This window comes from Mycobacterium sp. SMC-18 (genome assembly GCF_045310895.1).
In the GTDB taxonomy this organism is placed as follows: domain Bacteria; phylum Actinomycetota; class Actinomycetes; order Mycobacteriales; family Mycobacteriaceae; genus Mycobacterium.
The window spans coordinates 1-21596 of sequence record NZ_JBJIAL010000060.1 but is presented as its reverse complement, the minus strand read 5'-3'; the positions used below and the strand labels follow the sequence as shown (position 1 = coordinate 21596).

Here is a 21596-nt window from a genome sequence, read left to right as displayed (position 1 = left end):
CATTTTCGAGAGACCTCGACCTCTATCCCGGCAACGACGCGCCAACCACCTCTACACCCTCATCTGTGAAGAGCCAGATAACCCGGCAGCAGATCGAATATCTCCTCATTGATCGCCGCCGCGTCGATCTCGCCGCGTTCGACGGCGTCGGCGAGCACTCCGTCCAGCACCAACTTGCGCTGCAGGACGAACTTCTCCTGCATCACCGCCTGCAGACCCGGGCTGTGCGACATCTCGTTCAGCACCGCCCGCATGGTCGGCGTGTGTTCGCGCGCCTGTTCGCAGGTGGCCCGTCCGATCTCCAGCAGGTCGCCGCGCAGCGAGCCGGTGCGGGGTGGCACGGCGGATTGCCGGGTGCCCTCGATGAACGCAGCCTGCACCAGGTCCGCCTTCGACGGCCAGCGCCGGTACATCGTCGCCTTGCTCGCTTTGGCCTTGGTCGCCACGGCTTCCACACTCAACCGGTCGTAGCCGTGCTCCCGTAACAGTTCGAGTGTGATGGCCAGAAGTTCGGCTTCCCGCTCACTCCATGGGCAGCCGGAGCTCGCGGGCATGTCCTCTGACATCGCCGTGCCCCTTTCTGCCGCACTCACCCAAGATGGAATACCAGAGATACACCGTGGCGTTGCACTTCGTTGCGGCAATGTGCGCAGGCTTTTGCTCATATGTCAATCCGGTTGCGATCGCACGTACGGTACCGTACCGTTCTGCTTTACGGGACGATTTGACGAGGTTGCTGCGGCTGCTCGTCAACGGGGGCGTCGAAAGGCTGTGGCTTGAGCAAGTTTTCGGTGAGCAAGTTGGCGCGCCGGCAGTGGATCGCCATCGTGGTGATCGTGGTGATCGCTCTGGTCGCGTTCAGTGTCGACCGATTGCGGGGCATCTTCGGTTCCGACAACGAGATATCGCGGCCCGGATCAGAAGCCCTGGAGAACACCGGCTACAACCCGAAACGGGTGTTGTTCGAAGTGTTCGGTTCACCAGGATCCACAGCCACGATCAATTTTCTGGACATCAATGCACAGCCGCAGCGCGTCGAGAACGTCACCCTGCCGTGGTCGCAGGCCCTGACCACCGACGATCCGACGATGTACGCCGACCTCCGCGCGCAGGGTGATGGCAGCACCATCGGCTGTCGCATCACCGTCAACGGCATCGTCAAGGACGAAAGGTCCACGAACCACGTGAACGGTTACATCGCCTGCTTGGACAAGACGGCATGAGCGAGCATCGCAGCGACGCCGCCGTCGAGGGTGCCCTGCCGGCACGGCTCATCCGCAAGTTCGCACTGCCGATCCTGCTGATCTGGATCGCCATCGCCGGCGTTTCCAATACCATCTCGCCGCAGCTCGAAGTGGTCGGCTGGGAGCGCTCGGTCGGGCAGAACGCACCCGATGCGCCCGGCATTCTCGCGATGCGGCACATCGGCGAGGTCTTCCACGAATTCGATTCCGACAGTGCGGCAATGCTCGTGATCGAGGGCGACAAGCCGCTCGGTCCGGAAGCCCACAACTACTACGACGGCTTGGTCAAGCGCCTCCAGGCCGACAAAGAGCACGTCGAGCACGTCCAGGACTTCTGGGGTGACCCGCTCACCGCCGGCGGTTCCCAGAGCAAGGACGGCAAGGCGGCACTGACGCAGCTGTATCTGCGCGGTAACCAGGGCGAAGCGATGTCGAACATCTCCGTCGACGCCGTCCGCAAGATCGTCGCCGACGATCCGCCGCCACCCGGTATTCGTGCGTACATCACCGGTGCTTCCCCGCTGGTGACCGACAACTTCGAAGTCGGCAGCGCGGGCACCAACGAGGTCACCGGCGTCACCTTCCTGGTCATCGGCATCATGCTGCTGTTCGTCTACCGCTCACTGGTGTCGATGCTCATCGTCCTGCTGACCGTCGCCATCGAACTCGCGGCGGCCCGTGGCGTCGTGGCGGTCCTCGCGCACGCCGGCGTCATCGGTCTGTCCACCTACGCGACAAACCTGCTGACCCTCCTCGCCATCGCCGCCGGTACCGACTACGCGATCTTCGTCGTCGGCCGCTACCAGGAGGCGCGCGGCAAGGGCATGGACCGAATCTCGGCCTACCACGACATGTGGCATGGCACGGTCCATGTGATGGTCGGCTCCGGACTGACCATCGCCGGCGCCGTGGCGTGCATGCAGTTCACGCGACTCCCCTACTTCCAGACCCTCGGCATTCCCGCCGCCCTCGGCGTGCTCGTGACGTTGGCCGCTGCGCTGACGTTGGGGCCGGCGGTGTTGTTGATCGCCACCCGGTTCGGGCTACTGGAACCCAAGGTCGCCCAACGGGCACGGGGCTGGCGCCGCATCGGCACCGCCATCGTGCGCTGGCCCGGCCCGATCCTGGTGGTGACCGGCGCGATCGCGCTCATCGGTGTGTTCGCGCTGCCCGGCTTCGAGGTGAGCTACGACAGCCGTCCATACATCCCTGCCAGCGCACCCGGTGTCGTCGGCATGGAAGCCGCCGAACGGCACTTCACCGAGGCACGCATCAACCCCGAGCTGGTGATGATCGAAGCCGATCACGACATGCGCAACCCGGCGGACATGCTGATCCTCGAGCGCGCCGCCAAGGCCGTGCTCCACACACCGGGAATCGCTCTGGTGCAATCGATTACGCGGCCGCTGGGTACGCCGATCACCCACAGCTCCATCCCGTTCCAGATCAGCGCCTCGAGTGCCAGCCAGATCATGAACCTGGGCTACCAGAAGGACCGGGCCAACGATCTGCTCAAGCAGGCGGGCGAGATCGACAACACCATCAGCGTGCTCAAGCAACAGCTGTCGTTGCAGAAGCAGAGCGCCGAGGCGACGCACGACCAGGTCGAGGCGTTCCACGACACCGTCACAACGGTCAATGATCTGCGGAACAAACTCGCCGATTTCGACGACCAGTTCCGTCCGTTGCGCAACTACTTCTACTGGGAACCGCACTGCTTCGACATCCCGATGTGCGCGGCACTGCGGTCCGTGTTCGACTCGCTGGACGGCATCGCCGATCTCTCTGACAAGTTCGGCAACATCACGGCCAGCCTCGACAAGTTGGACGCCCTGCAGCCGCAGCTGGTGGCGCTGATCCCACCACAGATCGCCATCCAGGAGCGCAATCGCGAACTGACGCTGTCGAATTACGCGACCACCGGTGGCACCAACGCCCAGAGCGATGAAGCCCTGAAGAACGCCACTGCCATGGGCAAGGCCTTCGACGACGCCAAGAACGACGACACGTTCTACCTGCCGCCCGAGGCCTTCGACAACGCCGACTTCAAACGCGGGCTCAAGCTGTTCCTGTCGCCCGACGGCAAGGCGGCGCGAATGATCGTGACGCACCAGGGCAATCCCGCCAACCCCGAGGCCATCCCGCACATCAACGCGATCAAGGACGCGGTGTTCGATGCCCTCAAGGCGACACCCATGTCGGACGCCAAGATCTACATCGCCGGTATCGGCTCCACCAACAAGGACATCCAAGAGGGCACCAAGTACGACCTGTTGATCTCCGCGCTGGCGGCAGTCGCGCTCATCCTGCTGATCATGGTGATCGTGACCCGCAGCATCGTGGCCGCGGCCGTCATCGTCGGCACCGTCGTGCTGTCGCTGGGCGCATCGATCGGATTGTCGGTTCTGGTGTGGCAGTACATCTTCGGCATTCATCTGTACTGGGTCGTGGTGCCGCTCGCGATCATCCTGTTGTTGGCCGTCGGCGCGGACTACAACCTGCTGCTGGTGTCCCGGTTCAAAGAAGAGATGCATGCAGGACTCAACACCGGAATCATCCGGTCGATGGGCGGCACCGGCAGCGTCGTCACCGCAGCCGGTCTGGTGTTCTCGGCGACCATGGCGGCGTTCATCTTCAGCCCCCTCGTGGGCCTGGGGCAGATCGGTACGACCATCGGCCTGGGCCTGCTGTTCGACACGTTGGTGGTGCGATCGTTCATGACACCGTCGATCGCCGCACTGCTGGGCAAGTGGTTCTGGTGGCCGCAGATCGTGCGCCAGCGTCCGGTGCCCGCCGAGTGGCCGTCGCCGCGGAAGTTCGACGACGACGACCTGTCGCTCAGCGAGCGCTGACCGAACCGCACTGGACGGCGTGCTGCGCGGCACGCCGTCCGGAGTACACACAGTCGGCGAGCGACAGCCCGCTCACGTAGGAGTTGGCACAGATGCCGACAGCTGTGCGTCCCGCCGCGAAGAGGCCGTCGATCGGTTGTCCCTCAACGGTTTTCACGGCACCGGTGTCTTCGTCGACGATGAGGCCGCCGAGGGTGAACATCGGGCACGGATTGATGAGGCTCCGCTTGATCGAGATCGCGATCAGCGAGTACGGACCCCGTTCGATGGGGTGGACATATTCGGCCGGCTTGCCCATCGGATCAGGGCGCCCCGCTGCCGCGGCCTCGTTATGCTCAGCGACTGTCCGGCACAGTCCGCCCGGGTCGACGCCCGCCTTGGCGGCGACAGCTTCGATGGTGGCCGCCTCCACGCGATCGGTCCGCAGCATCGCCTCCATCTGCAGGCGCTGAAACCAGATCGCCTGCTGCGGGAGCTGTTTGCGCGCCTGCTCGAGCAGCGACCGGTCGGCCAGAATCCAGCCCCGTCCGTTGTGGCCCTGCACCATCGCGTTGCCGATGGCTGCGCCGTAACGGGTTTCGTCGATGAAGCGGTGCCCGCGTTCGTCGACGACAAGCCCGCCCAGCATCGCACTGGGCGGCGTGATGAACCGCCACGCGGACACGTTGTCCAGCCGATCCACGGCCGCGCCGACATCGACAGCCAACTGCATGCCGCTGCCGTCGTCCGCGCTGGTGCCGAGTTGCAGGCCATCGCGATAGTCCGGAGCGTGCTGCTGGATCAACTCACGATTGGCGATATATCCACCGGCGCAGAGGATTACACCCTTACGGGCACGGATGTCGACCGTTCGGGCGAAGCGGCGTTCGAGTGCGGCCAGCAGCCGGTCCATCGCCGCGCGCAGCGGCGGGTAGTAGATACCGGGCTTCACGGACAGCGCGGCGTATGTCGCGTAGCGTCGCTGCACCCACGCCGGCGCCTGCGCCAGGGTGCTGGTGCGGACACCCACGACCCGGCCTGCGGCATCGGTCAGAAGGGAATCGGCTCGCGTGTGGAACATCGTGCGTACACCCGCCCGGCGCGCTGACGCCGCCAGCGGCTGATAGATCTTTTTACCCGACGCGCCCGGACCCTTGGCCCGGTGGCCGCGCTGCACCGGCGGCGTGATCGCGCGGAAGTGGCCGGAGTTCTCACTGCCCGAGTAGTAGAGGTAGTACTTGTTGTTGGGATACGACGTCTTGTAGGGACACACCGAGGCCTCGAACGGCACGCCGTGTGCGGTGAGCCAGTCGATCATTGCGGGACTGCCGTCGACGAACCGCCGCAGTGTTTCCGGCCGCACCGAGTCACCGACCTCAGCGTGCAGGTATTCGTACATGGCATCGGCGCTGTCGGTGATGCCTGCCTGGCGCTGGACCCACGTGCCACCGCCGGCGTAGATGATCCCGCCCGACACCTGCGTGGCGCCGCCGCCGTTGAAGCGATCGATGGCGAGGACGTCGGCTCCCTGCGCACGCGCTTCGAGCGCAGCGCACACCCCAGCGGCTCCGTAGCCGACCACAACGACGTCTGCGGTGACGCTGCTCATGGTGATCCCTTCCGACACATCTAGAGCTGACGGTTTAGACTCTGAGTACAACATATCAGTTTGGATGCCGGTTTCACGGTCGCCGGATTCCGTTGGTCGACCCCTCGTACACTTCGACTCGTGGTTGAACAGACGGGACGCGCGGTGCCCGCGGCGGTGGCGAGCAAGCTCTATGCCGCGGCCGACCTGATCGCCACCAAGGGCCTGGAAAACACAAAGATCGAAGAGATCGCCGCCGCGTCCGGCGTTCCCAAGGCCACGCTGTACTACTACTTCACCGGCAAGGACGACATCCTCGGCTTTCTGCTGCGGGATTCACTGGGCGACCTGGCGCGTGACGTTGCCGCGGCCGCCGATTCCACGGGAAGCGGGCGGGAACGGCTCATCGCCGTCATTACCGCGCAGGTCGCACACACCATGGATCGGCCAGGGACCAGCATGGCGTTGGTCGGCGACCTGGGCCGCGCCATCCGACTTCCCGACCTCGCTTCGGCGGTCCAGCATGCGTTCTACGAACCCATTGCCCGCGTGCTCGAGGCCGGCGCCGCGGACGGCACCTTGAAGCGCGTCGCGGATCCGCACACCGATGCTGTCAGCATTTTCGGTGCGGTCATGATGACAGCGCTGTTGCACAACGCCCTGAGTTCACAACGGACGCAACGCGACGTCGCCGGCGACGTGATCGACTTCGTCCTGAACGGTGTTGCCCCGGCGCGCTAGTCACGCCGCAAGCGCCGGCATCGTGCCGTGGGTGGCGATCGATACCTACCCCGGGAGTAGGAAGTCTTCGCCCGATCTCCAACCAGAGCACGATCCGGGCTGACCACTGACCTTCATAGGCTGTTGAACACGTAGTGCACCAATCTATTTCACGCACGAGCAAGAAGGTTCACAGTGAACACAGCAGCGACCGCGCGGGCCGCAATCACGCGAGCCGTGGCCATCTCGGCAGCAATGAGCGCGACCCTGACGATGGTGGCCACGTCGGCGTCGGCATCGCCGGCCCATCGAATGTTCCTGCTCGCCAACATGCACACGTGCGACTTTCAGCTTGTGACAACCCAATTGGGTCGCGCAAGCGCAAAACCCTTCGCCGAGATCACCTCGGACGGGCGCATCGCGGTGGCCCATATCGACTTGACGAACGGCGCCGACGACGCGCGGTACGTGGTGCGGGTGATCCCGGCACCCCACGCCGTGCTGGGCTGCCTGTCCGGTGACCGCGGCATCACCACGGGAACGCTCGTCACCGACGCCTTCGGCAGCGGCAGCATCACGCTGCAGGCGCCCATACCAGCCGGCACCAGCGGCATGTGGCTGGCCGTGGACCTACCGTCTGCGCATTCACAGATTCCGGATGAGTTCTACAGCAGCAATTACATCGCGCCGGTCTGATCGCTCACCGCGGATTGTTCGGTATGCCGCAGCTACGGCGCGCCGATTCCCTTGACGAGCACGACGACGGCATCCGACCCGGCCCGGCGGTCAACCGAGATTTCCTGATACTCAGGCGAATTCGCCCAGTCCCCGAACGACTGCTCGTCGGGGAACGACATCAGGACCACCTTCTCGCGGTCCCAGTCCCCTTCGATGGCATACACCGTCATGCGGGCACGCTACCCCGCCGGCACCGTCAGACTCCGGTCCACGCACTGGCAATGCGCTTACCGATGTCGACGACCTTCGCCTGCTGCGCCTCGGGCGCCTCGATCCGGCGGCCGACCTGTTTGGCGATGACGCGCTTGATCTCCGAGTCGACGTCGGCCACGATCCGCAGCAGCTCACCGCGCAGTGTCTGCGACGTCACGTTCACGGTGATGTCTTTGCGCTCCGGCTTCGGGATGTCGATGATCAGCAGCAGCGGCTCGGCAGCGCGAGCCGTGGCGATCAATGCGATCTCGCCCGTCACCTCGAACCGGGACCGGTCCACGCGCAGGTCGATGAGCAGATCGATGTCGAGGGGAATGCGAACGTCGAAAGCGATCATGTCGCCGTCCCTGCGTGTCACCTGTGGCTGCTCGATGCTGACCCGTGCCGTCACCCGCGCGATCCCGGCAGGACCGGCCGGAAAGGGCCCGAGCTCAAAGGTGTCGCCGGCCATCGTGCCGAAGCCATCGGCAACGCGATCGGCGGTGACAGCGACCTCGAAGAACTTTCGGCCGAATTCCTCGTAGGTGGCAAAGTCGTGGGTCGACATCGGCACAAGGTCAGTCGACGGTGTGCACGATCAAGATGTCGATCTTGGCCTTGCGCGCAACGTCGGCGGGAACCGAGCCCAACAGGCGTCCTGCGGTCGTGTTCAGGCCGACATCGCCGACGACGATCAGGTCGGCGGCGACGTCGCGCGCCAGCGTGGTCAGCGCTTCGACGGGTGCGCCGATGACCGACCGCTCTTCCACGTCCTGGGCGCCCGCGCCACGCGCGAGTTCGCCTGCGTCGCGCAGAATCTCGTACACGTGCGCGTCGCCGTGCACCCGGTAGCCGGCGTCACGACCGAGTACGTCCTCGGCGCGACGATCACTGGCCTTTTCCGGTGCGGCCGCTCGTGCCCAGCTGCCCTTTTCGACTTCGTGGAAATGGGCCGTCGCGATCACCAGCTTCGCGCCCTGCTGAGCGGCGAACGTAGCCGCGTGCTCGACTGCCTTCATCGATGAGTCTGAGCCGTCAGTTCCGACCAGGACCGTCCGATAGCTACCCATGGCTGTCTCCTTACGGCAGTGACGTCGAGACGACATTAGCGCGGACAATCCGGTTGACGTGGACTTTTGGCGTGGCTCGGAGGTACGCGCCTTCAGCGGCTCCGCCGATCGGTGGACATCGGTTTCCTCCCCCTCATCAACCGGTCGCCCGACAGACCCGGGACCGCCCGAGCGAGACGCTGTAGGCATCGCTGCACGGCGACGCCACCGACTCGTCCGGGAAGGACATCTCCATGACCGCCATGTCGATCGACACCATCGAACCGGAGCCGGTCGACCGCCCGGATGCCGCCCGATCCGCCGCCAAACGCCGCGCGATCGTCCGGACCGTCCTCGAGATCGGCACGCCGCTGGTCGCCTTCTACGGCCTCCGCGCCACCGGGCATTCCGAGTACTTCGCGCTCCTGGCCGCGACGGTCGTCGCCGGTGTCCCGGTCGCGTACGGGCTCGTGCGGGTTCGTCGGCTCGATCCCTACTCCGGGTACCTCATGCTGATGTTCGGGCTCACCCTGGCCGTCGCCCTGGTGACGACCGATCCCCGGCTCGTGCTGGCTGGGCAGACGCTCGTCGGCGGTGTGGCGGCGGCGGTGTTCCTCGCCAGCTGCCTGCTCGGCAAGCCCATGACGCAGTTCGTCGCGGCCCGATTCATGCCGGCCACCACCGAGCACACTCCGACCACCGCGTTATTGGCGTTGCACGTCCGACTGAGCGCCGTCGTCGGCGTCGGCCTGCTGATTCAGGTGGCCGTCCTGCTCGGCATCATCTTCACGTTCCCGTTCGACGTCGCCAACGGCCTGGTCAACGCCGTCGGTTCGGTCGTCGTCCTGGCCATCGGCGCCGTGGTGGCCCTCATGGTCCGCCGCTTCAAGCAGGCTCTCGCACCGGAAGTCCGGCGGCCCGGTACACGGCATCGATGACGGTCATGTTCTCGACCGCGTCCTGCGGAGACGTCTTGACAGGTTCACCACGCAAGACCGCACCGGCGAAGGCGTCCAGCTGATAGTCATAGGATGCGCGCCGCGGAAACCGTTCCACCCGTTTGCCTTTCACGGTGCGGACCGTCAGGCGGTGGTACAGCTGGGGCAGCACGGGATTGAACACCCGCAACTCGCCGTGGTCCCCGACGACCCGAGCGCTCATCTCGAGGAGACTCGTCGACCACATGCTGCAACGTATCCGTCCGGTATGCCCTGCGGGGTAACGCAATTCGGCGGTCATCGCACGGTCGACCTGCCGGTCCCGGAGTTTCGCCTGCGCCGATACGACCTCGGGAGTGCCACCGCCGAAGATGCGCGCCATGTGGATGGCGTAGCAGCCGGCGTCCATCGTCGCGCCGCCCGCCAGCGCGTAGTTGTACCGGATGTCGGAGAATTTGGGCAGCGGGAAGCACATCGCCGTCTCGACGTGCTGCAGCTTCCCCAATTCGCCTGAGGCGATGGTCTCCTCGACGCGCAGCGCCAGCGGGTGGTAGCGGTAGTGGAACGCCTCCATCACCACACGGTCGGAAGTGGCCGCGCGTTGGGCGATGTCGGCCGCCTCAGCGGCGTTGGCGGTGAACGGCTTTTCGCAGAGCACATGTTTACCTGCCTCGAGGGCAGCCCGAATCCACCTGCCGTGCAGCCCGTTCGGCAGTGGGATGTACACCGCGTCCAGCTCGGGATCCGCGATCAGGTCCTCGTAGGCGCTGTACGCCGTACCGATGCCATGGCGGGTGGCGAATGCGGCGGCCCGCTCTTCCTCGCGGGCTGCGACCGCGGCCACGACGACGTCGCCGCGGCCCTTGGCCGGTTTGATGAGCGCCAACGGCGCGATCCGGGCTGCGCCGAGGATGCCGATTCGTACCGGCGCGACTGTCTCGCTCATCAACGGCTCAGCATTCGACGACATTGACGGTCACTGCGAGGCCGCCAGTCGAGGTTTCTTTGTACTTGGAGCTCATGTCCATGCCCGTGGCGCGCATGGTTTCGATGACCTGGTCGAGGCTGACCCGATGGGTGCCGTCACCTCGCAGCGCCATGCGTGCGGCGTTGATGGCCTTGCCCGCGGAGATGGCGTTGCGTTCGATACAGGGGATCTGGACAAGGCCGCCAATCGGATCACACGTCAGCCCCAAGCTGTGTTCCATGGCGATCTCGGCAGCGTTCTCGACCTGTTGCGTTGTGCCACCGAGAATTTCCGCGAGGCCGCCCGCCGCCATGGAGGCCGCGGATCCGACCTCGCCCTGACAACCGACCTCAGCGCCCGAGATGGATGCGCGTTCCTTGTACAGCGACCCGATGGCTCCGGCGGTCAGCAGGAATCGAACCGTCGCGTCATCGGGGTCGGCCTTACCCGCCGCCGTGTAGTGCAAGGCATAGTGCAGCACGGCCGGAATGATGCCCGCGGCGCCGTTCGTCGGAGCCGTGACGACGCGTCCGCCCGAGGCGTTCTCCTCGTTGACCGCCAGCGCCACCAGATTCACCCAATCCTCGGCGAACGCCGGATCCCGCTGCGGGTCTTCGGCATTGAGCCGCACGAACCAGTCCTTGGCCCGGCGACGGACCCGCAGGTTGCCGGGCAGGTAGCCGTCGCGCGACATCCCGTTGGTCGCGCAGGCGACCATCACGTCACGGATGTGCAGCAGACGCTCGCGCACCTCTGCCTCGGTGCGAGTCGCGGACTCCTGCGCCATCATCGCATCACTGATGGAGATGCGCTCACGGTCGGTGAGGGCCAGCAGTTCGGCTGCCGACGTGAAAGCGGCGGTCTCGCTGGTGCTTTCGGGTGAGGCGGCCATGGCCTCCTCGGTGAGGACAAAGCCACCGCCGACCGAGAAGTACGTTTCTCGGTACAGCACCCCGCCGTCCGCAGAGGTCGCCGTGACCGTCATCGCGTTGGGGTGACGGTCGAGTTGCTGCGTCGGGTGCAGAGCGATATCGGATTCGGTGAGGGCAAGCACGATTCGGCCACCGAGCCGGATCTTCCCTTCAGCCCGGATGACCGCCAGCCGCCGTTCCATCTCATCGGTCTCGATGGTGTCAGGCCGGTAGCACTCCAGACCGAGCAGAATCGCCGGCATGGTGCCGTGGCCGCCGCCCGTGGCAGCCAGCGACCCGTACAGGTCGACGTGGACATCGACGACCCGGTCGACCACATTGCGCGCGTTGAGTTCGTCGACGAACATGCCGGCGGCTCGCATCGGCCCGACGGTGTGTGAACTCGACGGCCCGATCCCGATGGAAAACAGATCGAACACGCTGATCGTCATGACAACTCCAGATTGAGCGGGAACTGTTCGCCAGCGTACGCAGAAGCGCCAACACCGAGACTCGGTCGCCGACATTGATCGTCATCGCCGCGCGGTACACCGCGAGTAGCGTCATCACGGCCGGGCGAACCGCTCTGCTCGAGAGACTGCGGACGGGCCATCGAAAGGGGTCGACATGCGTCGGTTGGCTGCCGTGCTGTGCATCGCCGCGTCCGCACTCGTCGGTGCGTGCAGTCCCAAGGTCGTCGGCGGGTACTACGTCGAGGACGGCAAGGTCTATTGGACCGCCGGCATCGACTCGTCACCCCCGGTGGTGGCAGATGCTGACGCCGAGTCCTTCCACAAACTCTCGAACGGCTACGCACGGGACAAGTCGCACGCCTACTACCGCGGGGCTCAGATCCCAGGTGCCGATGCCGCCACATTCGACTGGCTGAATTACGGCTGGGCCAAGGACCGCAACCACATCTGGGCCGGCACTCTGCCCCTCAGTAACGACCCCGACCATTTCGTGCCGATCAACAGCGATCTGGCGAAAGACGGTCGGAGTGTCTATTGCAAGGACCGCGAGATTTCGGACGACCCAGCGCACTTCGAGATCCTGCGCTTCTCCCCCGACGACCGAAACCTGGACTATGCCAAGGACATTCACACCGCCTACTACCGCTGCGAGGCGATCCCCGGAGCGAACGCGGCCACCTTCCGTCGCCTCAACGACAGTGTGTTCAATTACGCCGTCGATGATCAGCGTGCCTACTACCAGGACCGGGCTATCGTGGGCGCCGACCCACATACGTTCCGGGTGCTGTACGACACCGCCAACGAAGGGTGCGCCGCCGATGCGCAACACGCGTACCGCTGGGACACCGTCATCCCGAACGTCGACCCGCATGACTTCCCATCCGGCAAGCCTGTGACCGGGTGCGACGCGACGCAGGTTACGTTCGGGCCATGACAGCTGACCACGGAGAGCGTCGTCGTCCGCGCCGGCTCCTCATCATCGCGGCAGTGTGTGTGTGTGTGTGTGTGTGTGTGTGTGCTGACGCTGGCGGTCCTCGCGGTGATCGGCGTGAAAACCCGCGGTTTCGGCCTCATGGGTCCGGAGCCGCGTGCTGCGCAAGACGTCGCCCGCGACAGATGCCAGGCCGACGTGCGCAAGCAATTGGCATCGCCCGATTCAGCCCAACTTCCCGGCGTTCGGTCGGTTGCCGGCACGCTGGAGACGGATGGACAGGACATGTTCCCGCTGATGATGGACGAGCCACTGAAAGGCGTTGACCGCAGCCGCATTACGGTGTGGAACGTGTCGGGGACGATCGACGCCAAGGCCGAAGCCGGCGGCACGATTCATGACCCCTTCACCTGCCGCGCCTACTTCGTGGACGGCAACCTGGCCGACACGTTGGTTCTGTTCGACCACGCACACTAGCCATCTGATTCACCGCAGTGGCGGGATGTCTTGTTGCTCTGCCGATTCGGCAGTGGCTGCGGCCTCGGCGGCCTCTGCGGCTTCCCGTTCTTCTCGTTCTTTACGTTGGCGGGCGAACGCTTCCCGGGCGGCCTCTTGTGCGTCGATGTCGGCTTGGTTCAGGGCGCGTTCGTAGGCGATCTGCTGGGCCTGGCCTTGCGCGCGGGTGCGGCGGCGGATGGGCATCATGATGCTCCGGCCGGGAGCCGTGGCGGTGTCCAGACCAACGGTCTCTGGTGGCGGATTCGGCAGCGGCGTGTCGGTGATGGTGCGGGGGAACAGGATTCGGCTTTCGGGCACGCTGATGTAGGTGTGGCCCGTCGGTGCGGTCCACACGATGGTCCCGTCGGGTTGTTGACGGTCCTGCCACCCGTCCGGGCCGCCGTAGAACGTTTTCAGTAAGTGGTGTTTGCGGCACTTGGGGTTCAGGTTGCCCGGATGGGTGGGCCCGGCCGGCCAGGGCACCGTGTGGTCGATATCGGAGGCGGTGGCCGGGTGATCGCAGCCCGGGAACATGCACGTCATCGCCCGCATCCGCACGAACTCATCCATCGCGGCCGACGGCCGGTACCGCGGCACCTCATCCAAATCAGTGGCGGAGGCGACGGTGCGGACCTTCGCACCACGAGCTACAAGGTCCGCCAACACTGTCGGGGGCACCACACCGCCGCCGAGGACATAACCGACCGGTGTGCGCACCGGCGCCGGAACCCGAACGGGCGCAGACGCAGATGACGGAACTGGGGCCGGATCTGACGCAGGGTCGCCGGCCGGTTCGACTGCCGGAGGCGCCGGGGTGTCGGTGGACGCCGCATCGGTCGCAGCCGCCGGGTCGGACATCGGCATGGGTGTCGGCGCCGGCGCCGGGTCGTTCGCCAGCTCGGGTTCAGGTGCGACGTCCGGCTCGGCCACAGCCTCGCGCGCGACGGCCGGCTCAGCCGCAGGCGGTTCTGGCGTGGGCACCAGCGGCGCGGCCGGGTCCCCGCTGAGCAGCGGGTCAGCCACCGGCGCCGGTAGCCCCTTGGTGAGGACATGAATCATCACCGCCGTCGCCCGGGCATCAGGCCCAGCCGCCGGGCAGTCGGGATTGCCGCACTGGCAGGCCAACCGATCCCCACGGGCCGCCAGCACCCCCAAGGCGTCAGCGCGGCGCTGCCCGAACGTACGCGGATCCTGGTCGCAAACCTGCCGGGCCATCTCCGTGAGCACCCGATCCAGCAGTTCGGCATCGGTGGCCAGGAGTGCACCCCAGATCGAGGCCACCCCGGTCTCGTCATCGGGCTTGCCGACCCCGACCCCACGGCGGCGCGCCGCCGAGCGGACCTTCAACACCGCGGCTGGGTCGAACTTCTGTACCCAGCCGTCGATCTTCTTCTCGATCTTCTTGCGCGACAACCCCGCCCACTCCGACAGTGCTCCCGCGAGCGCGGCGTCGATCACCGCCAGCGTGTTGGGGTCCTCGACCAGACGAGTACGCCAGCAGATCGCCCCGACCGTCCGCGCGGAGACTCCACCGTCGGCGAACACCGCCGCCACCCGAGGTAGCCGGAAGCGCAACGCCACGGCGATCGACAACTGCCCCGAGGCTTCGCGTTTCCCGATCCCCAGCGCCGCCCCGACTTCGGCGACCGCGGCGTCCCAGCCATCGCAGGCCCACCACTGCCGGCCATCCTGATCATCGACCCGCAGCATCGCCAGGTCGGCGACGGCTGTCAGCCGGCCCGCAGCGCACTGGTTTTCCACCCGCGCGAAGTGGATCATCAAGTCGACCACGCCGGCATCGTGGACCGGCACACCGCCGGCCCCGATACCAGAATGTTCGAACATGTGTTCGAGTATACCGCCAGATCTGACACGTTGTCACGTGTTATGTCTCAAGACATCGGTGACACTTCCGCCTGGGTCCCGTGCACAATCGGTGCGTGACCGGCCGACCACTCAAGCCCTGGCACTTTGTCCTCGTCTTCGGCGTGGTGAGCCTGCTTGCCGACATGGTGTACGAAGGCGCACGCAGCATCATCGGCCCCTATCTGGCCACCCTCGGGGCGTCCGCCGCCGTCGTCGGATTGGTCGCCGGCGCAGGCGAATTCATCGGATACGGGCTGCGGGTTGTCGCCGGCTATGCCGTGGCCCGGACCCAGCACTACTGGACCTGGACGATCACCGGCTACGCACTGACGGTGCTGAGCGTCCCGTTGATCGGCGTCACAGGATCGCTCGTACCGGCGCTGCTGCTGTATGGCGCCGAGCGCCTGGGCAAGGCGGTCCGCTCGCCGGCCAAGGACACATTGCTGTCGCACGCGTCGACGAGCACGGGTCGCGGCAGCGCCTTCGGCGTACACCAGGCCCTCGACCAGACCGGCGCCATCGCCGGGCCGCTGCTGCTGGCCGCGGTGTTGAGCGCTCACGCCGGCGACTACCGGATGGCGTTCGGAGTACTGATTGTTCCGGGCGTACTCGTCCTGATCCTGCTGGGTTGGCTCCGCTTTCGCGTTCCCGATCCGCGGAGCTACGAAGAGGAGGCCATTCGGGAAGCAACCGAACCCGACGCCGGTAGCCCTGCGGTACCGAAGCGGTTGCCCGCTCGGTTCTGGCACTACGTCATCACGATCGGGGTGCTGTCGTGCGGCGTCGCCTCGTTCCCGTTGCTCGCATTCCACGCCCAACGCACCGGGCTGCTGTCTGACGCTCAGGTCCCCGTCCTCTTCGCGGTTGCGATGGCGGTCGACGGTGCGGCCGGCCTCGTGATGGGTCGGGTTTACGACAAGCGCGGGCCCGTCACTCTGGTCGCGGTGCCCATTGCCGCCGCGTTGTCCGCGATTGCCTTCACCGGCGACCGGACCCTCGTATGGATCGGCGTTGCGGTGTGGGGCATCGTCAACGGAGTCCTCGACTCCACCGTGAAGTCAGTCGTCACCGAGCTGGTCCCGGTGCACACCCGGGCTGTGGCGTTCGGCTGGCTCGCCTTGTTGCGCGGTATCGCGTTGCTCATCGCCGGTGGGCTGCTCGGTGCGGTCTACGACATCTCCCCCACCTACACGATCGCGCTGATCGTGGTGGCGAACGTCGTCGCACTTGCGGGCTTGGTGCCGATCCTGCGTCGGATCCAGCCCGCGACGCTGCCGTAACCGCTGGGTGAGCGCCTGTTGGGGCTGCTGTCAACCCCTACGTGCCCTGCCAGCGGGACGACCTGCAGAACCGGAAATGCCGATCGCTAACATGAATGCGCTGCTCAGCGCGATCGGCCAAGCGACCCGTAGGACAGATGAGTTGAATACACCAGAACTTGCCAATTGGAACACCCAGGAAGCCCTGGCGGAGGCGATGATTCCGATCGTCGGCACCTTGCACCGCACGCGCGGCGTCACCGTCCTGCTGCACAGCCGGTCGCTGGTGAACAAGTCGGTGATCAGCATCCTGCGCACCCACCGTTTCGCTCGGCAGATCGCCGGCGAAGAGCTGTCGGTGGTCGAGACCTTCCCGTTCCTGGAGGCGCTGGCGAACCTGGACCTGGGTCCGGCCAAGATCGATCTCGGCCTGCTGGTACACGCCTACCGCGCCGATGAGCGTGGCCTCTCGGTCGCCGACTTCGTCGCCGACGCGCTGTCCGACGTCACCGGTGACAACAAGGCCGAGCCGCAGGGCCCGCGCGACGTGGTCCTGTACGGCTTCGGCCGGATCGGTCGCCTCGTGGCGCGACTGCTCGTCGAGAAGGCCGGCGGCGGCAACGGCCTGAACCTCCGCGCCGTCGTGGTCCGCAGCGGCGGCGCCGATGACCTGAAGAAGCGCGCTTCGCTGCTGCGGCGCGACTCGGTGCACGGACACTTCAACGGCACCATCAAGGTCGACAAGGAGAACAACCTCCTCATCGCCAATGGCAACGTCATCAAGTTCATCTACGCGAATGACCCGTCCGAGGTCGACTACACCCAGTACGGCATCAGCGACGCCATCCTGATTGACAACACCGGCAAGTGGCGCGACCGCGCCGGCCTCGAGCAGCACCTGCGTCCGGGCATCTCGAAGGTCGTCCTCACCGCACCGGGCAAGGGCGATGTGCCGAACATCGTGCACGGCGTCAACCACCTGGGCCAGGACGTCAACCAGCAGATCTTCTCGTGTGCGTCGTGCACCACCAACGCGATCGTGCCGCCGCTCAAGGCGATGGACGAGAAGTTCGGCATCATCCGTGGTCACGTCGAGACGGTCCACTCGTTCACCAACGACCAGAATCTGCTGGACAACTACCACAAGGCCGACCGTCGTGGCCGTTCCGCGCCGCTGAACCTGACCATCACCGAGACCGGTGCCGCCTCGGCCGTCGCCAAGGCGCTGCCGGAGCTCAAGGCCAAGATCACGGGTAACTCGATCCGCGTCCCCACCCCCGACGTGTCGATCGCCATCCTGAGCCTGCAGCTCAAGAAGGAGACGACGAAGGATGAGGTGCTCACGCACCTGCGTGAGACGTCGCTGTCGGGTCCGCTGAGCCGCAACCTCGACTACACCGCGGCGACCGACGCCGTGTCGAGCGACTTCATCGGTTCGCGTGCGGCGTCGATCATCGACGCCAACGCCGCCATCGTCGACGGCGATCAGGCGATCCTGTACTGCTGGTACGACAACGAATTCGGCTACTCGTGCCAGGTTGTTCGCGTCGTGCAGTTCCTGTCGGGCATCGAGTACCCGACGTACCCGCGGAGCTGACCAAGCCGCAAAGCTGACGACGATCCGGCCTGTCTGGGTGCCGCTACGGCGCCCGGGCAGGCCGGATTCGTTTCGCCACCGGGTGGATTGGGCGATGCTAATGTGACGCATTGCCACGGAACGCCGACGTTTGGATCAGACGCAATGAGTGCGACGCCGCTAGATGCCATCCAGTCCTACGTTGACGCATTCAACGCCGGTGACGCAGACGGCATGTCGGCCATGTTCTCTGTCAACGGTTCGATCTTGGACGGGATGGCACCGCACCAGTGGCTGGGGCCAACGGCCGTAGCGGACTGGTACCGCGACGTGATGGCCGAGAGCGAGCACCTCGGAGCCTCGAATTATCATGTGGCGGTGGGCGATCCGCTGCACAACGACATCAACGACGACGCAGCGTACGTCGTGCTGCCCGCGACAATGACGTTCGATCTCAAGGGAACTCGGATCACCCAGACCGGAGCGGTCTTCACCGTCGCGATGCGCCGGGAGGGCATCAGCTGGCGGATCGCATCCTGGGCGTGGTCGAAGGGTCAGCGCGCGACCTGACCGGGATCAGGGCTCCGGCGACAGCCCATAATGGGCCGCGATGCCGACCAGCAACAAGGTGATTCGATGCTGGAATGCCTCGTCGCCGAACGGATCGTCGCCCGATTTCGCGATGGCACGCAACGTCGGAAACTCCGACGGCGCACGCTTGGCGGTGAGCGCGAGGATCCGGGCCAGCCACGGCTGCCCGCTTTCGGAGTACAGATATTCGCGATGGGCCTCGGTGACGCTGCCGACCGCCATGGTGCTCACCGACGCCCACACCGCAAGGGCATCGCTCGGCGACAAACCTTGTGCGGCAAGAGCTTCGACCGCATCGGCGGTGTACTCCATCTCGACATCGTGACCGACCGCACCACTGACGAACTTCTCCACCAACGCGGGTTCGGCGGCCAGCACCGTCCGGATGTACGTCGCGTAGTCGCGGAGCCAGGTGGCCCAGTGCTCGCCGGTGTAGCGCGGCGGCGGTGAATTCGTCAGGGCGCTGACGGTCGCCAGGCGCAGTAGGTCGTGCTGGTTCTTCACGTGGTGGTAGAGCCCCGGCAGGCTGACACCGAGGTGTTCGGCAACGCGGCGCATCGTGGCGTTCTCGGTGCCGATCTCCAAAACCGCTGCGGCAATGGCGCTCTCGTCTATGCGCGGCGGTCGTCCCCGCCGGCGCGCTGAGTTGTTCACGGCCATCGGGGTTGACGATAACCGAGAGGACTTTTAATAATCAATGTGAAAACTCGCCGATCCTCCACAGAAACGACACGATGAACCGAGAGAACCGTCAGATCCTGCTGCGGCGCCGCCCCAACGGTCTGGTCTCCCCCGACGACACCGAGATGGTGCCGGAGCCCGCGCCGGCCCCCGGCGAGGGGGAAGCGCTGCTGCGGACGACGTACGTCGGCATCGACGCCGCCGCCCGCACCTGGCTCGACGGCGAACCCGGTTACCTCCCGCCACTCCAGCTCGGCGAGGTGGTGCGCGTGGCCGGTATCGGCGAGGTGGTCGAATCACGTTGCGACGCCTATAAAGTCGGCGATCTGGTCACGACGCTGACCGGGCTGCAGGACTACGCGATAATCCGCGACGACCTGTTCAGCACGCCGGTCGTCGGGTACACCGACCCCCTCGCGGTGATGTCCATCTACGGCCCCACCGGAGCGACCGCCTACTTCGGCATGACGGGCGTCGGAAAGCCCCAACCCGGTGAGACGGTCGTCGTCTCGGCCGCGGCGGGCGCCACCGGATCGGTGGCCGGGCAGATCGCCAAGATCGCCGGCGCGCGCGTCGTCGGCATCGCGGGCGGTCCGGAGAAGTGCCGCGTCGTGGTCGAGGAGTTCGGCTTCGACGCCTGCGTCGACTACAAGGCCGACGACTTCCCGGCCGCCTTGAAGGCGGCGTGTCCGGGCGGCATCAACGTCTACTTCGACAACGTCGGTGGTGACATCCTCAACGCCGCGCTCGGCAACCTCGCCCATCGGGCCCGCGTGGTCATGTGCGGCATCATCACCACGTACCTCAACGGCGACCACCCCGGCCCGTCCAACTACGTGAACCTGCTCGCCACGGCGTCGACGATGCAGGGCTTCATCGCACTCGAGGAGTGGTCACGCTTCGATGAGGCGTTCGCCGCGCTGAGCGGCTGGGAGCAGCAGGGCCTGCTGGTGCATCGCGAAACCGTGTACGACGGACTGGAATCCAGCATCGACGCGCTCAACGGGCTGTTCACCGGAGCGAACATCGGCAAGATGCTGGTCAAGATCAACGAACCGGCGCGGTGACGCGACCGTGCTGACTCCGTTCGACGACTATCCGATCCACGCGTCCGCCGACCCGGTAGGCGTGCCGGCCAGCGGCGACCCCAATCACTACGACCGCTACTGGTTCAACGGCCACCAGCGCGACGGCGACTTCTACTTCGGTGCGGCCACGGGGCACTACCCCGTCCGCGGCATCATCGACGCGGCGTTCAGCGTGGTGAAAGATGGTGTCGAGCATTCGGTCTTCGCGTCAGGAGCCATGCCCCTGGACCGGTCGGCGACCATCGGCCCTTTCCGTATCGAGGTCATCGAACCGCTGCGGACCATCCGCTACGTCGTCGAGGCGAACGAACAGAACATCTCCTGCGACCTGACCTTCCGGGCCACCACCGTGGCCGTGGAGGAGCCGCGTCAGCAGCGCCGCACCGCCGAAGGCATCGTGCTGACGGACCACACCAGGCTGACGCAATGGGGGACGTGGGAAGGGACGATCAGCGTCGACGGCGAAGACCTTGCGGTCAAGGCGGGCGACGTGCCGGGGACCCGGGATCGGTCCTGGGGCATCCGGCCGGTCGGCGAGCAACTCGCCGTGTTGCGCCAGCCCATGCCCTTCCAGGTCTTCTGGCTGTGGGCACCATTGCATTTCGGCGACCGATTCACCCACTACGCGTTCCACGAGCACGAGGACGGGCGCCGGTGGCTGGAAACCGCCGCGATCCTGGACCCGCTGCCGGACGGTGCGTCACCGTGCAGCCGGGTGGGAGTACGCGAGTGCTACAACGTCGGCTACGAACTCGACTGGGAACCGGGGCGGCGCGAAATCCGGCGGGCCCATCTGTGGTTCACCGACCCCATCGAGGGTGAGACCCACATCGAACTGGAGAAGCTCTACACGTTCCGGATGCGCGGCATCGGCTACTGGCACCCGCACTGGGGGCACGGGTCGAATCACGGCCAGTACGAAATCGGCCGGGAGTCAATCCGTTTGGACGATTTCGATCCGACGGACTTCACATCGTTGCACCTGCAGAACGTCGTGAAGGCGACCATGGGTGAGCGCACCGGGATCGGCGTCGTCGAACAGATCGCCATCGGTCCGCACACCCCGTCGGGACTCACCGGATTCCTGGACGGCCATCAGGGCTGACCCGGCACGGCAAACATCTCCCCCGCTGACGCGACCGTAAGTGCCGTACGGCACAGTAGACCCCGGATTCGGGAACAGTCTCTTGCAGCATCAGCAGAAAGAGGGGTCGAGTTGTCTGACACTAGTGTGGTGGCTCCGGTGCTGCCGAACGGTGGCGTCTTGCCGTTCCCACCGGTGCCGTCGGCCAGCATTGCCGGCCGGACACTGCAGGAGTCGACGTACCAGCCGCGCACTGTCCCCAAGCGGTTGCACGACGACACCCCCAACATCGTCATGAACCGTCCCGGGTTTCATGCACCCTCAGGTTTCTGTGATCCGGCCGGTCTACCGGTCACGAGTTGGGAATAGTA

General features: G+C 65.8%; 21 protein-coding genes and 1 pseudogene. 13 read left to right on the top strand and 9 right to left on the bottom strand.

The window, feature by feature from the left end; all coding sequences use genetic code 11:
- Window positions 1-59: 59 nt before the first annotated feature.
- Entirely contained in the window at window positions 60-566 is a 507-nt protein-coding gene (locus tag ACJH6J_RS28140) for a TetR/AcrR family transcriptional regulator (protein ID WP_406785139.1), read from the bottom strand.
- Window positions 567-791: 225 nt separating this feature from the next.
- Here ACJH6J_RS28140 and ACJH6J_RS28135 point away from each other — a divergent pair, with 225 nt between their 5' ends.
- Together ACJH6J_RS28135 and ACJH6J_RS28130 are read left to right on the top strand one after the other, a co-directional pair.
- A complete protein-coding gene (locus ACJH6J_RS28135) occupies window positions 792-1223 on the top strand; it encodes an MmpS family transport accessory protein (protein WP_234785345.1) in 432 nt (143 codons plus the stop codon).
- On the top strand, window positions 1220-4096 hold the full coding sequence (locus tag ACJH6J_RS28130) for an RND family transporter (RefSeq protein ID WP_406785138.1): 2877 nt from the start codon (window positions 1220-1222) through the stop codon (window positions 4094-4096). Before ACJH6J_RS28135 ends, ACJH6J_RS28130 begins: the two co-directional genes overlap by 4 nt.
- On the opposite strand, the gene ACJH6J_RS28125 is transcribed toward ACJH6J_RS28130, so the two are convergent.
- Window positions 4083-5684 (bottom strand): FAD-binding protein, encoded by a 1602-nt coding sequence (locus tag ACJH6J_RS28125; protein ID WP_406785137.1) that lies wholly within the window; start codon window positions 5682-5684, stop codon window positions 4083-4085. The two genes, ACJH6J_RS28130 and ACJH6J_RS28125, sit on opposite strands and share 14 nt — an antisense overlap.
- Before the next feature lie 120 nt (window positions 5685-5804).
- On the opposite strand from ACJH6J_RS28125, the gene ACJH6J_RS28120 reads away from it, so the two are divergent.
- Together ACJH6J_RS28120 and ACJH6J_RS28115 are read left to right on the top strand one after the other, a co-directional pair.
- The gene (locus ACJH6J_RS28120; protein ID WP_406785136.1) at window positions 5805-6404 is read left to right on the top strand and encodes a TetR/AcrR family transcriptional regulator; all 600 of its coding nucleotides are present in this window, start codon (window positions 5805-5807) and stop codon (window positions 6402-6404) included.
- Window positions 6405-6578: 174 nt separating this feature from the next.
- Window positions 6579-7079 (top strand): hypothetical protein, encoded by a 501-nt coding sequence (locus ACJH6J_RS28115; protein ID WP_406804868.1) that lies wholly within the window; start codon window positions 6579-6581, stop codon window positions 7077-7079.
- A 32-nt stretch (window positions 7080-7111) separates the two neighbouring features.
- On the opposite strand, the pseudogene ACJH6J_RS28110 reads toward ACJH6J_RS28115, so the two are convergent.
- From ACJH6J_RS28110 to ACJH6J_RS28100, 3 genes and pseudogenes are all read right to left on the bottom strand, one after another.
- A pseudogene (locus tag ACJH6J_RS28110) lies at window positions 7112-7276 on the bottom strand (DUF1330 domain-containing protein); the annotation flags it as partial.
- Window positions 7277-7317: 41 nt separating this feature from the next.
- On the bottom strand, window positions 7318-7881 hold the full coding sequence (locus ACJH6J_RS28105; protein ID WP_061007381.1) for a hypothetical protein: 564 nt from the start codon (window positions 7879-7881) through the stop codon (window positions 7318-7320).
- Between the two features lie 10 nt (window positions 7882-7891).
- Window positions 7892-8383: a universal stress protein gene (locus ACJH6J_RS28100; RefSeq protein WP_061007371.1), complete on the bottom strand. Its 492-nt coding sequence runs from the start codon at window positions 8381-8383 to the stop codon at window positions 7892-7894.
- A gap of 233 nt (window positions 8384-8616) precedes the next feature.
- Between ACJH6J_RS28100 and ACJH6J_RS28095 the strand changes: the two genes are divergently transcribed.
- The gene (locus ACJH6J_RS28095; RefSeq protein WP_064858237.1) at window positions 8617-9300 is read left to right on the top strand and encodes a VC0807 family protein; all 684 of its coding nucleotides are present in this window, start codon (window positions 8617-8619) and stop codon (window positions 9298-9300) included.
- Here the strand turns inward: ACJH6J_RS28095 and ACJH6J_RS28090 are convergent.
- Together ACJH6J_RS28090 and ACJH6J_RS28085 are read right to left on the bottom strand one after the other, a co-directional pair.
- Window positions 9248-10246 (bottom strand): Gfo/Idh/MocA family protein, encoded by a 999-nt coding sequence (locus tag ACJH6J_RS28090; protein WP_133427398.1) that lies wholly within the window; start codon window positions 10244-10246, stop codon window positions 9248-9250. The two genes, ACJH6J_RS28095 and ACJH6J_RS28090, sit on opposite strands and share 53 nt — an antisense overlap.
- A gap of 7 nt (window positions 10247-10253) precedes the next feature.
- The gene (locus ACJH6J_RS28085; protein WP_406804867.1) at window positions 10254-11630 is read right to left on the bottom strand and encodes an L-serine ammonia-lyase; all 1377 of its coding nucleotides are present in this window, start codon (window positions 11628-11630) and stop codon (window positions 10254-10256) included.
- Window positions 11631-11805: 175 nt separating this feature from the next.
- Between ACJH6J_RS28085 and ACJH6J_RS28080 the strand changes: the two genes are divergently transcribed.
- Together ACJH6J_RS28080 and ACJH6J_RS28075 are read left to right on the top strand one after the other, a co-directional pair.
- A complete protein-coding gene (locus ACJH6J_RS28080) occupies window positions 11806-12585 on the top strand; it encodes a DKNYY domain-containing protein (protein ID WP_133427396.1) in 780 nt (259 codons plus the stop codon).
- Between the two features lie 81 nt (window positions 12586-12666).
- Window positions 12667-13059 (top strand): hypothetical protein, encoded by a 393-nt coding sequence (locus ACJH6J_RS28075; protein ID WP_237162973.1) that lies wholly within the window; start codon window positions 12667-12669, stop codon window positions 13057-13059.
- Between the two features lie 9 nt (window positions 13060-13068).
- On the opposite strand, the gene ACJH6J_RS28070 is transcribed toward ACJH6J_RS28075, so the two are convergent.
- Window positions 13069-14925, bottom strand: a complete 1857-nt coding sequence (locus ACJH6J_RS28070; protein ID WP_133427395.1) for an HNH endonuclease signature motif containing protein — start codon at window positions 14923-14925, stop codon at window positions 13069-13071.
- A gap of 95 nt (window positions 14926-15020) precedes the next feature.
- Here ACJH6J_RS28070 and ACJH6J_RS28065 point away from each other — a divergent pair, with 95 nt between their 5' ends.
- The 3 genes from ACJH6J_RS28065 (at window position 15021) to ACJH6J_RS28055 (ending at window position 18351) form a co-directional block, all read left to right on the top strand.
- Window positions 15021-16226: an MFS transporter gene (locus ACJH6J_RS28065; protein ID WP_133427394.1), complete on the top strand. Its 1206-nt coding sequence runs from the start codon at window positions 15021-15023 to the stop codon at window positions 16224-16226.
- Window positions 16227-16368: 142 nt separating this feature from the next.
- Window positions 16369-17802 carry a glyceraldehyde-3-phosphate dehydrogenase gene (locus ACJH6J_RS28060; RefSeq protein WP_061006101.1) on the top strand — a complete coding sequence of 478 codons (1434 nt, stop codon included), beginning with the start codon at window positions 16369-16371 and terminating at the stop codon, window positions 17800-17802.
- A 144-nt stretch (window positions 17803-17946) separates the two neighbouring features.
- Window positions 17947-18351: a nuclear transport factor 2 family protein gene (locus ACJH6J_RS28055; protein ID WP_061006066.1), complete on the top strand. Its 405-nt coding sequence runs from the start codon at window positions 17947-17949 to the stop codon at window positions 18349-18351.
- Window positions 18352-18357: 6 nt separating this feature from the next.
- Here ACJH6J_RS28055 and ACJH6J_RS28050 read toward each other — a convergent pair whose 3' ends face one another.
- Window positions 18358-19032: a TetR/AcrR family transcriptional regulator C-terminal domain-containing protein gene (locus ACJH6J_RS28050; protein WP_061006067.1), complete on the bottom strand. Its 675-nt coding sequence runs from the start codon at window positions 19030-19032 to the stop codon at window positions 18358-18360.
- A 74-nt stretch (window positions 19033-19106) separates the two neighbouring features.
- On the opposite strand from ACJH6J_RS28050, the gene ACJH6J_RS28045 reads away from it, so the two are divergent.
- From ACJH6J_RS28045 to ACJH6J_RS28035, 3 genes are all read left to right on the top strand, one after another.
- Complete coding sequence (locus ACJH6J_RS28045) at window positions 19107-20120, top strand: NADP-dependent oxidoreductase (RefSeq protein ID WP_133427393.1); 1014 nt, start codon at window positions 19107-19109, stop codon at window positions 20118-20120.
- 7 nt (window positions 20121-20127) lie between these two features.
- Window positions 20128-21246, top strand: a complete 1119-nt coding sequence (locus ACJH6J_RS28040) for a hypothetical protein (protein ID WP_133427392.1) — start codon at window positions 20128-20130, stop codon at window positions 21244-21246.
- 111 nt (window positions 21247-21357) lie between these two features.
- Complete coding sequence (locus ACJH6J_RS28035; RefSeq protein ID WP_406804866.1) at window positions 21358-21594, top strand: hypothetical protein; 237 nt, start codon at window positions 21358-21360, stop codon at window positions 21592-21594.
- The last annotated feature ends 2 nt before the right edge of the window (window positions 21595-21596 follow it).